The 11,663-nt window shown below is 68.0% G+C and carries 8 protein-coding genes; 4 read left to right on the forward strand and 4 right to left on the reverse strand.

Going from position 1 to position 11,663, the window contains the following annotated elements:
* Positions 1–268: 268 nt before the first annotated feature.
* Positions 269–1,021, forward strand: coding sequence for an alpha/beta fold hydrolase (locus tag ACFY3D_RS31870; protein WP_350949965.1), 753 nt, complete (start codon positions 269–271; stop codon positions 1,019–1,021).
* A 48-nt stretch (positions 1,022–1,069) separates the two neighbouring features.
* Here ACFY3D_RS31870 and ACFY3D_RS31875 read toward each other — a convergent pair whose 3' ends face one another.
* Positions 1,070–2,008, reverse strand: coding sequence for an NAD-dependent epimerase/dehydratase family protein (locus tag ACFY3D_RS31875; RefSeq protein ID WP_389986309.1), 939 nt, complete (start codon positions 2,006–2,008; stop codon positions 1,070–1,072).
* A gap of 53 nt (positions 2,009–2,061) precedes the next feature.
* Positions 2,062–3,291, reverse strand: a complete 1,230-nt coding sequence (locus ACFY3D_RS31880; protein ID WP_389986312.1) for a methyltransferase domain-containing protein — start codon at positions 3,289–3,291, stop codon at positions 2,062–2,064.
* A 275-nt stretch (positions 3,292–3,566) separates the two neighbouring features.
* On the opposite strand from ACFY3D_RS31880, the gene rfbB reads away from it, so the two are divergent.
* A complete protein-coding gene (gene rfbB, locus ACFY3D_RS31885; RefSeq protein ID WP_389779851.1) occupies positions 3,567–4,532 on the forward strand; it encodes a dTDP-glucose 4,6-dehydratase in 966 nt (321 codons plus the stop codon).
* A 221-nt stretch (positions 4,533–4,753) separates the two neighbouring features.
* Here rfbB and ACFY3D_RS31890 read toward each other — a convergent pair whose 3' ends face one another.
* A complete protein-coding gene (locus tag ACFY3D_RS31890; protein ID WP_389986315.1) occupies positions 4,754–5,989 on the reverse strand; it encodes a glycosyltransferase in 1,236 nt (411 codons plus the stop codon).
* A 634-nt stretch (positions 5,990–6,623) separates the two neighbouring features.
* Here ACFY3D_RS31890 and asnB point away from each other — a divergent pair.
* Positions 6,624–8,468, forward strand: coding sequence for an asparagine synthase (glutamine-hydrolyzing) (gene asnB, locus ACFY3D_RS31895; protein WP_389986318.1), 1,845 nt, complete (start codon positions 6,624–6,626; stop codon positions 8,466–8,468).
* A 51-nt stretch (positions 8,469–8,519) separates the two neighbouring features.
* A complete protein-coding gene (locus tag ACFY3D_RS31900; protein WP_389986321.1) occupies positions 8,520–10,067 on the forward strand; it encodes an ArnT family glycosyltransferase in 1,548 nt (515 codons plus the stop codon).
* 161 nt (positions 10,068–10,228) lie between these two features.
* On the opposite strand, the gene ACFY3D_RS31905 is transcribed toward ACFY3D_RS31900, so the two are convergent.
* Positions 10,229–11,254, reverse strand: coding sequence for a DegT/DnrJ/EryC1/StrS family aminotransferase (locus tag ACFY3D_RS31905; RefSeq protein ID WP_389986324.1), 1,026 nt, complete (start codon positions 11,252–11,254; stop codon positions 10,229–10,231).
* Positions 11,255–11,663: the final 409 nt, after the last annotated feature.

Raw genomic sequence — 11,663 nt, forward strand, 5'->3', positions numbered from 1 at the left:
ATGACATCCTCTGTACGGCGCGTACCCGGCGCACCCGGACGGTGGCCGGCCGATCGACCTGGCGGCGCGACTCGGTGGCGGCGCGCAGTGACGGCCAGTGGTGACAGTAAACGGCGAAAGACCAGGAAATCACCGGAGTTCGTGGCCTGAAGACAGGTCGGCGGCCTCGGGGCGGAACCCACCGGCCCGGCTTCTAGTGTTTTTGTGAGTCGCGATGGGTTTCACTGGTCCCGAGTGCTATTCGGAGAGATGAAGGGGTCAACGGATCGTGAGTATCGCGGACGACGTCAGCACCGCATGGGTCCGTCGCTACCATCCGGCGGCGGGGGCGGGTAAGCGCCTGGTGTTCTTCCCGCACGCGGGCGGATCGGCCAGCTTCTTCCGTCCGGCCTCGGCCAGGTTCTCGCCGGGCGCCGATGTGGTGGCCATCCAGTACCCCGGTCGGCAGGATCGGTTGCGGGAGCCGTGCATCACCGAGATCGGCACCCTGGCGGATCGGATCGTCGACGAGCTGATCACGCTGTCGGAGAAGCCGACGGTCTTCTTCGGCCACAGCATGGGGTCGGTGATCGGCTTCGAGGTGGCCTGCCGGCTGGAGCGCAAGGGGGTCAACGCGCCCCACACGCTGATCGCCTCGGGACGCCGTGGGCCGTCCACCCAGCGGGACGAGTCGGTGCACCGGCGCGACGACGACGGCATCATCGCCGAGCTCAAGCTGCTGAACGGCACGGACGCCGGGCTGCTCGGCGACGAGGAGATCCTGCGGATGGCGTTGCCCGCGCTGCGAGGCGACTACCGTGCGATCGAGACCTACACCGGAGATCCCGAGCAGCGAATGAGTGGTTCGATCACCGTGCTGACCGGGGACGCCGACCCGAGGACGACGATCGAGGAGGCGGAGTCCTGGAGCCGGCACACCTCGGGACGTTTCCGTATCAAGGTGTTCTCCGGCGGTCACTTCTTCCTCACCCGGCACCAGCAGGCGGTGAACGAGGAGATCGCCAGGGAACTCGGGGCGTAGCCGCGCCGGCCCGTCGCGGACGGCGGGCCTCGACCGCGTGGCCGATCGTCAGGCGTTCCAGGCGTTCCACGCCTCGGTGATCATCTCGGTGAGGTCCGATCGCTCGGGAAGCCAGCCGAGCTCTTTCACGGCGCGGCCGTTGTCGGCCGTGAGGATCTGCGGTTCCGGCTTGGGCGGCGCCTTCCTGACCGGTACCGGGAGCCCGGTCACGGCTTCCGCCGTCGCCACGACCTGCGCCATGCTGGACGCGGTGCCGCTCCCGATGTTGTAGACACGGTGCTCGCCCACCCGCACGGCGGCGAGGGAGAGCCGTATCGCCGCCGCCACGTCGAGGATGTGGACGAAGTCGCGGACCGCGGACCCGTCGCCGTTGAGGGTGACGTACGGCGACTCGCCGGTGAGCGCGCGGAAGATGTTCGGGATGATGCGCGCGGTGTCGGTGTCGGCGCGCCCGCCGGCCGCTCCGGCGATGTTGAAGCACCGCAGCGTGACCGCGCCGATCGCCCCGGTGGCGGCGTACGCGGCGACGAGTTGCTCCGCACCGACCTTCGACGCCGCGTAGGGACTTTCCGGATGGGGCTCCACATCCTCGCCCAGGGCGCCGACGTGCCGCGAACCGTAGACCTTGTCGGTCGACGCGAACACGAATCGAACCGGCGGCACCGATTCGCGGATGTCGTCGAGTGCCATGAGGAGGTTGAGGGTACCGGCCACGTTCACGTCGTAGTACGTCAGCGGGTCGGCGAACGAGTCCCGCCCCCGTGACACCGCGGCGAGGTGGCACACCGCGTCGAAGCGTCCGGCGGCGACGATCTCCCGGATGCGACCGCGGTCGCGGACATCGCCTTGCACCAGGCCGACGTCGGCGGGCCGCTCCGCGTCCGGGTGGCCCCGGGTCAGGACGGTGACCCGGTGACCGGCGGTGAGAAGCCCGGGGGTGAGCGCACGGCCGAGATAACCCAGACCTCCGGTGACCAGGACGTGCACGTCAACTCCTCCAGACGATCGTCACGCGATGTGCCGGGCCGGCAGGATCGGCCTCACCGGATGGACAGCTCGGGGAACGGCACGACGAACGAGCCGCCGGCCGTGGAGAACGCCGTCGACCGTGCGCGGATACTGGCCTCGAAGTTCCAGGCGAACAGTACGCAGTAGTCGGTCGAGCCCGCGACGAGCCGCTCGGAGCCCACGATGGGGATACCGTCGCCCGGCGTGAACTTGCCCACCTTGCGCGGGTTGTCGTCGACGATCCAGTCGATCTCGCCGCCCACTCCCGCCTGGGAGAGGAGGGTGACGGCTCGTGCCGACGCGCCGTACCCGCTGATCCGCCGGCCGGTTTTCGACAGGCCGCCCAGCACGTCGTTGAGGGTCGTGCAGACCCGGTCGACGCGGTTCGCGAAGCCGTCGAGGAAACCGCCGTCGGGCACCCCCGCGTCGACCTCGGCCCACAGGATCCGGTCGAACTCGGCGCTCGGGGAGCGGCCGTCGTCGTCGCGGCCTATCCAGCAGCGCAGCGAGCCTCCCTGGGTCGAGATGAGCTCGGCGTCGAACACCGCGAGGCCGTTCGCCTCGGCCGCCCGGGCCAGCACGTGCAGGGAGAAGTAGGAAAGGTGCTCGTGGTAGACGAACTCGAAGATACCGTGCTGGACCATCGGCAGGACGTGCGCGACCTCGATGACGGCGCTGCCCCCCGGCTTGAGGAGCATGCGGATCGCGCGGAGGACTCCGTTCACGTCGTTGACGTGGGCGAGCACGTTACTGCCCAGCACCGCGTCGACGGGTCCGATGTCGCCCAGGATCCTCTCGACCGTCTCCACACCGAAATGTGTGGTCAGCGTCGGAACCCCGTGCTCCCGCGCGTAGGTTCCCACCTCTACCGCCGGGTCGACGCCGAGCACCCGCATGCCGCGCTCACCGAAGAAGCTCAGCTGCGTGCCGTCGTTCGAGCCGATCTCCAGCACCTTCGCCCCGGCGGCGAGCCCCAGCCGATCCGTGACCAGGGTGGCCAGCGCACGGCAGTGGTCGACGAGGGCGGGAGCGGCACCCGTGGCGTACCGGTAGTCGGCGAACAGCACCGACCGGGGAATGACGTCCACCAGCTGGACCAGACCGCATCCGGCGCAGCGCACGAGGTCCAGCGGGTATCGCTCCTGGGATCGGGCCAGCTCTGCGGTGGGCGCGATGTCGTTGGCGGGCGGAGTCGGGGTGAGCGAGACCACCTCCTCCAGGCGGTCGGCCCCGCACACCAGGCACCGGCTGGTGGTGTCCATCAGCGTTCTCTCCCTCCAGCTGTCGGGTCGCCCGGCCGCCGTGGCCACCGCGCTCGATCTGCCGGAAGGCGTTTCGACAGCTCACGACCAGTCCTCGATCGGCCGGCGGTCGGAGCCTACGTCCGACAACACTAGGGGAATTACCTGATCGGCTGAGGCACAATCGCCTGAACGAAACCCCTTGATCTGGGGGAATCACATGATCGCCGACACCGTGTTTCCGTCCGAGTTGTCCGCCAGAGGCGAGGCAGGTAACGCGGATGAAGGAGTATCAGATGCGAATCCTGGTCACTGGCGGAGCTGGGTTCATCGGATCCCATTTCGTTCGGTCAATGCTGGAAGGCCGATATCCCGGCCACGAGGACACCCGAATCACCGTTCTGGACAAGCTGACCTACGCCGGCAGGAGGGAGAACCTGCCCGAGGAACATCCAAGGCTGACCTTCGTACGCGGTGACATCTGCGATCGGGAACTGCTCGCCGACCTCGTGCCGGGGCACGACGCGGTCGTGCATTTCGCCGCCGAGTCGCACGTCGACAGGGCGGTGGACGACGCGGAGCCGTTCGTCTGGGCCAACGTGATGGGCACCCACCGGCTTCTCGAACAGTGCGGGATGAACGGGATCCAGCGGGTCGTGCACGTGTCCACCGACGAGGTGTACGGGTCGATCGAGCAGGGGTCGTGGACGGAACGGTTCCGGCTTGAGCCCAACAACCCGTACTCGGCGTCGAAGGCGGCCAGTGACTGCCTCGCCCGATCGCACTGGCGCACCTACGGCCTGGACCTCTCGATCACCCGATGCTCCAACAACTACGGACCCCGGCAGTACCCGGAGAAGATCATCCCTCGCTTCGTCACCCGCCTGCTCCAGGGGCGTGACCTCACCCTGCACGGCGACGGCAGCGCCGTCCGCGAGTGGCTGCACGTCGACGACCACTGCCGTGGCATCTCCATGGTCCTCGACAAGGGCCGCGCCGGTGAGATCTACAACATCGGCGGCGGGATAGAGCTCACCAACCGTGAGCTGACCGGTCTTCTGCTCGAACTGGCCGGTGCCGACTGGGACCGGGTTCGTTACGTGCCGGACCGGCGCGTCCAGGACTACCGGTACTCGCTGGACCACGGGAAGATCACCGAGGAGATCGGCTACGAACCCGTGATCGATTTCAAGGAGGGCCTCGCGGACGCCGTCACCTGGTATCAGGAGAACCGATCCTGGTGGGAGTCCCTTGACGCGTAGGGATCGCGACCGGAAGTCCCGGTGCCGCTTCGCGGGTTGGTGTGAGGGGCAACCCGCGCGGTGACGCGATCTCCGACGGCCCGCCGTACGGATCCTCTCGACGACTTCGATCCCCGCACCCCGACAGCACCGTGAGGGCACCCCGGCGGTACGGCCGCGCCCGGGTCATGCGCCTCGCCGCGCGGGTTTCGGGTGCGATGCGACTGCCGCCGGGGCCGTCCTCACCTGGCCGCGAACGCCTTCTCGATCGCGCGGACCGCCATACCGGTTCCGTCCTCCGCACGGATCGCGGTGCCCAGCATCCGGGCACGGGCCGCCATGTCGCCGTTGTCGAGCAGGCTGTCGAGCGCGCCCCGCAACCAGCCGGCCTTGAGGGCGTGCTGGGAACGAGGAGACGGCCCGACGCCGAGTTGCGCGATCCTTCTTCCCCAGTGGAGCTGATCGCCTTGGAGCCACACGACCGCCTGCGGGATACCGGCGCGGAACGCCGCCGCGGTCGTGCCGGCGCCCCCGTGATGGATGACGCACGCGGCGCGGGCGTAGAGCCACCCGTGCGGGACGAAGCCCGCCAGGAAGACGTGGGGCGGGAGCTCCTGGTCTCCGAGCCCCGCCCAGCCCGACAGCAGGACGACGCGCCGGCCCAGGCCGCTGACCGCGTCGAGCAGCTGCTCGGTGACCGCGTTGGCGTCGAACCCGTTGTTCGAGCCGAAGCCGATCACGACCGGCGGCTCGGCGGCCACGAACGCCGCGAGGTCGTCCGGGGGCACGTAGTCCGGCTCGTCGAGAAACCAGTATCCCGTGTTGAGGTAGGCGGGACCGAAGAGCGGATCGTGCTCAAGGGTGTGCGAGCTGATGGCGATGAGGTTGAGCAGGCGCGAATGGCTCGCGTCGAAGAGAATGTCGCGCCAGGGGGGAAGGCCGGCCGCGGCGACGACCTGGTTGAGGAGCTTGTCGGTCGCGAGCCTGACTCCCGCGCCGGTGACCGCCCAGGCAAAGGCGTTGCCGACGGGGCCGAGGTCGACATTGGTCGGGCCGTGTCCGCGTGCTCGGCGCAGCGGCCAGGTGTGGTGCACGCTCACGTGGGGCGTGCCGACCGCGCGTGCCGCGGCGACCGCGCCGATGGCCAGCGGTGAGTGGATGACGACATCGGCCTCACCGGCCAGCGCCATCAGCTGAGGTAGCGCGGCACGCTGCTCCTGCGCCAGGAATTCGATCACCACGGTCAGTTGCCGCAGCTTGTTCCTCTCGCTGATGATGCGGAGGTAGTTCGCCTGGAATTCCGTCTCGTTCCAGGTCGGCCTGCCGACGAAGGGAACGCCGACGGCCTCGGCGCGTGCGGTGTAGCTGTCGGAGGCCGAGAACACGACGTCGTGACCCTCGGCGATCAGGCGTTTTCCGAGGGCGAGAAAAGGCTGGACGTCCCCCTCGGAGCCGACGGTCGCTATGAGAGCGCGCATCGCGTCACAGTCGGACGTTCAAGGGCCGGGCCGGTGGCGGTCGAAGTCGGGTACACCCTTGGTTGCCTCCCTGGATCGGCTGCCGAGGTGACATGTGCGCGGATCCGAGCAGCGATCTTGTTTTCCTGTCCGGCACATCCTGGTGTGACCGACCCCCGGAAATCATTAGATTCGCGGCGTCGATGCGGGTGATGGGCGGGCGCTCGCGGCCCGGTGCGCGGCCGGCTGTTAACGGCCCGCCTGATTCTTTCAAAAACGGTGTCCGTTTTATGGGTGCCGTGCTTCCGTGGACACAGAATTCCCTTGTTGTCCCAGGTCGGAGGCGTGATCGCAGGTGGCGTCGAATTCTCGGATTAAGTAGGCGTTTTCCTAGCCGAGCGTTCATAGCATCAGGTCTCAGTAGGGTGCCGGGGCCGGTGTCTGCGTTACCGGGGCGGGGTGGACGATGACATCTCTCCGATGTCGTCCAAGCCTCCGGCCGACAGGCGAGTGCCGGGTACGGGCCGCCCCTGGTGGAAGGCCAGGTCCGCGGCAGACCTCTCGACCCTCATCGGTGGTCTGCCGGGATCCGACCGGGCAGGTCGCTCATGAGAGCCGCGGTCGATTTCTTTGACGGACAAGGAGAGAACCCTTTATGTGCGGGATCACCGGCTGGGTGTCCTATGACGCGGATCTGACCGAACGGCAGGCCACGATCGACGCGATGACCGCCACCATGGCGCTGCGCGGGCCCGACGCCTCCGGAACATGGCTTCAACGACACGTCGCGCTCGGTCATCGAAGATTGGCGGTCATCGACCTGGACGGCGGCGTGCAGCCGATGGAGTTCGCCACGCCGAACGGTCCCGTGGTCCTGGTGTACAGCGGCGAGGCCTACAACTTCATCGAGCTGCGCAAGGAACTGCAGGCCAAAGGGCACCGGTTCCTCACCGCGAGCGACACCGAGGTCGTGTTGCACGGTTATCTCGAATGGGGGGAAGGCGTCGCCGACCACCTCAACGGGATGTTCGCGTTCGCCGTCTGGGATTCCCGTGACCAGAAGCTCGTCATGATCCGTGACCGGCTGGGGGTGAAGCCGCTCTACTACTACCCGACTCGCGACGGTGTGCTGTTCGGATCGGAACCGAAGGCGATTCTGGCCAACCCCCTCGCTCGCAAGGCCATCGACCTCGACGGGATCCGCACCGCGGTGACCGGAATCGGGCAGGGCCAGGCGATCTGGAAGGGGATGCACGAGGTCGAGCCGGGCACGATCGTCACCGTCCAGGCGAGCGGAATCCGCGACAGGACGTACTGGAGACTCCAGACGGCGCCGCACACCGACGACCAGAAGAAGACGGTCGAACGAGTGCGGCAGCTGCTCGACGACACCGTCGGCCGACAGTTGATCTCTGACGTGCCGCAGTGCGTCCTGCTCTCCGGTGGGCTGGATTCCAGCGCGATCACCGCTCTCGCGTCGCCCAGGCTGGCCGCGAGCGGTGAACGGGTACGTACGTTCTCGGTCGACTTCGTCGATCACGTCGACCGCTTCAAGGCGGACGTGTTCCGGAGCACCCCGGACGCGCCGTTCGTCAAGGACATGGTCGACCTGATCAAGCCGGTGCACCGGCAGGTGGTGCTGAGCGCGGATGATCTGGCCGATCCGACCATTCGCCGCTCCGTGATCACTGCACGGGACACGCCGAACGCGTTCGGTGAATCGGACATCTCGATGTACAGGCTGTTTCGAGAAATACGCAATGAATCGACGGTGGCCCTGTCCGGCGAGGCGGCGGACGAGAACTTCGGCGGCTACCGGTGGTTCCACGACAACATGCGCGCGCTTCCCATCTTTCCCTGGATGGCGACGGTGCTCAACTCGCAGCCCAGCGCCTCCGCCGTCATGCCTTTCACGGGGGAGGCACTGCAGGCGATGGGACTGGAAGGCTATCTCGGAGATCAGTACGCGACGGCGGTGGCGGCCGTCGATCACCTCGACAGCGCGTCGCGGGTCGAGCGTCAGATGCGCGTCATGTTCCACATGCACCTGACCCGGTTCCTGCGGATGCTGCTCGACCGTAAGGACCGGCTGTCCATGGCGGTCGGCCTTGAGGTGCGGGTTCCGTACTGTGACCACCGTCTCGTCGAGTACCTCTACAACACCCCCTGGAAGCTCAAGTCGTTCGACGGCAGGGAGAAGAGCCTGCTGAGGCACGCCGTGAAGGATCTGCTTCCGCCGTCGGTGGCCAATCGGGTGAAGAGTGGTTACCCGACGATGATGCATGACGTCCGCTATTCGAGCACCCTGCAGATTCAGGCCAAAGAGGTGCTGGCCGACGCGCACAGCCCGCTGTTCACGCTGTTCAACCGAGAATGGCTGAAGTCCATTGTCGAAATGGACTCGGCGAAGATATCGCACGGAGACAAGCTTCTGCTCGACAAGATAATCGACATGCACTGCTGGCTTGACATCTACTCGCCCGAGTTCGCCATTTCCTGACCGTTTCCCGGTGGGACGTCGCGGTTCGAGGAACAACAGGACGGGTGAGGGATGGGCGAGCCGGTGATGAAGGCGCGGGCGGCGACCGCGGAGACCGCCCCGCCTCCGGGCACGATCGCACCTCTCGCCCGGGGTCCGGTGTCGGTCATCGCCGGAGCGGTCGCGGTGCTGCTGCTGGTGACAAGTGGCCGATACGGCTACTTCGCCGACGAACTGTACTTCGTGGCGGCCGGCGAGCGCCTGAGCTGGGGGTACGCCGACCAGCCGCCACTGCTCCCGTTGATCGCGCATGTGATGGACACGTTGTTTCCCGGATCCCTGGTCGCGCTGCGGCTTCCGGCGACGCTCGTCACGGCGCTGGGGGTCGTCGTCGCAGCCCAGATCGCGAGGGAGCTGGGCGGCCGGCGCCGGGCGCAGGTGATGACCGCGGCGGTGTCGGCGATCGGCATGGTCGTCAACGGCCACCTCCTCGCGACGAACGCCTTCGACGGCTTCCTGTGGGCGGTGGTCTCATGGCTGGTGATCCGCTGGGTCCGGCTGCGTGAGGAGGGGCGGTCCGACGACCGCCCGCTGCTGTGGGCGGGTCTCGCCACGGCCGTCGCCCTGCAGGTCAAGTTCCTCATCCCGGTGCTGTGGCTCGCACTGGCGGTGGCCGCGCTCGCGGTGGGGCCACGGGACCTGCCGCGCAGGCCGCTGCTGTGGGCCGGTGCCGCGATCACCCTGCTCACCACGCTTCCCGGACTGGCGTGGCAGGCCGGCAACGGATGGCCGCAGTTCGAGATGGTCCGGACGGTGTCGGAGGAGGTGGGCCTGAACGGTGGCCGCGCGCTGTTCCTCCCGCTCGTGCTCGCCCAGCCCGGCCTGCTGGCCGGGGCCGTGCTCGCCTGGTACGGCCTGTGGCGGCTGCTGCGTTCCCCGCTGCTCAGGCCCTACCGGTTCTACGGCGTGACCGCCGTCACGGTGATCCTGGTCTTCTGGCTGGCCGGTGGCCGGTGGTACTACGTGATCGGGCTCTTCCCCGTGCTGTGGTCCGCGGCCGCGGTCGAACTGCAGCGGCGCCGGGCGGCGCGCTGGTGGCGCTGGGTGCCCACCTGGCCGGTCGTCGCGCTGTCGGTGCTGCCGTCCCTCTACTGGCTACCGGTGCTGCCGGCGGAGTGGGTGCGGCAGCCCAGGGCCGGTGAGAACCTCGGGGTCGAGCTCATCACGATCGGCCAGTTCGGCTGGCCGGAGTTCGCCGACACGGTCAGCCGGGCGTACCGGACACTGCCGCCGGACGAGCGGCGGGACGCCGTGGTGATCACCAGGGTCTACTGGCAGGCCGCCGCCCTCGAGTTCTACGGCGGTGAGCGTGGGCTGCCGAAGACGTACAGCGGCAGCCGTGGGTACTGGTACTTCGGCATGCCCCCCGAGGGGACCCGCACGGTGCTGTACGTCGGCGACGAGGGCGAGCGGCTGCGCACGTACTTCGGCGACGTGCGGCAGGTGGCCACCGTGGACACCGGACTCGGCCTGGAGGTCGGCACGCCCGTCTGGCGGTGCGACGATCCGCGGGCCCCGTGGCCGCAGCTGTGGCCGGAGTTCCGGCGAACGGCCATCTGAGGCGACGCGCCGGCGGTGACGCACGAGCCGGACGGGCGAGCGGTGACGTGTACGGACGGACGAGCGACGTGTACGCAGGGACGGACGGGCGGTGACGCACGGACGGACGACCGTCCGGAGCGACCGGCGGACAACGGCCCGGAGACGTACCGGCCGACGGGTCACATACGCGTGTGCCGACCCTCCAGATGGAACTCCCGCACCTTCTCGATCACGAAGTCCTGGTCGGCCTCGGACAGCCCGGGGTCGGTGGGCAGGTAGAGCCCGTCGGCCGCGAAGCGGGCGGCGTTCAGCGTCGGCCAGTCGGGGTTGAAGTACATCGGCTGACGGCTCATGGGCTGGAAGAACGGCCGGGTCTCGATCCCCGCGTCGGTGAGGAACTCCCGCAGCTCCTCCCGGCGCTCCGCCCGGATGTCGTACATCCACAGGACGTCGCGGGGCGGCATGAGGGTGAGCCCTTCGATGCCGTCGAGCCCGCTGTCGTAGTGGTTCTCGATCCGCTTGCGGATGGCGAGGATCTCGTCGATCTGCTCCAGCTGGGCGAGGGCGACCGCGGCCTGCATGTTCGTCATGCGGAAGTTGTAGGCCAGCTTCTTGTGGATGAAGTCGTGTTCCTTGCTGAAGGCCATGCTGCGCAGGTGGGCCATCTGCTGGGCGAGATGCTCGCTGTTGGTGACGCAGACGCCCCCCTCACCGGCGCTGATGATCTTGTTGGCGAACAGCGAGAAGCACGCGATGTCACCCACGGGACGCACGCCGTGCGCCTCCGCCGAATCCTCCACCACCCTCAGGTTGTACTCGTGCGCCAGCTTCATGATCGCGTCCATGTCGCACCGCCGGCCGTAGACGTGCACCGGCATGATGACCTTGGTACGGGGGGTGATCCGGGACTCGATCAGCGAGACGTCGATGTTGAGGTCGTCGCCGCAGTCCACGAACACCGGCACCGCGCCGGTGTAGGTGACCGCCCACGCGGTGGCCACCATGGTGAACTCGGGCACCAGGACCTCGTCGCCGGGGCCGATCCCGAGCGCCCGCAGCGCGAGGGTGAGGGCGGTCGTTCCCGAGGAGCACGCGACGCCGTACGAGACGCCGTTGTACTGGGCGAACTCCTCCTCGAAGCGCCTGACGAAGGGGCCCTGCGAGGATATCCAGCCGGAGCCGACGGCCTCGGTGAGATACTCCATCTCCCGTCCTGCGAGGTACGGTTTCGAAACCTGATATCTGAACGCCATGGGGTTCCTCACTCATCAGCCGGCCGGGCTCGTTGGCACGGGACGATAGGAGGCGCTCAGAAAATCCCGCCTTCCCCGCCGCGACGCGGGACTCTCCGGGCACGTGCCGGGCCAACCAAAGAAGAACCCGGACGGCACTCGTGAAAACACTAGGATCCGCGCCGGTCCGTCCCACACCGGCTTCTCGCGCCGCCTGACCTGCGGTGGCCGCACAACTAGTGAAACGCGCAGCCCGTGCTCGGCATAGTTCGTGCTGGCCGTGAGGCCACGAGCCGAACGCGGTGATCCGAGCGCCCACCCTCGCCGGGCGGCGAATCGAGTCTCCGCGTATCGGCATGACGACGTGTATGGGGAGCGGTGC

Origin of the sequence: Streptosporangium sp. NPDC000509 (assembly GCF_042898365.1) — a bacterium.
Lineage (GTDB): Bacteria > Actinomycetota > Actinomycetes > Streptosporangiales > Streptosporangiaceae > Streptosporangium.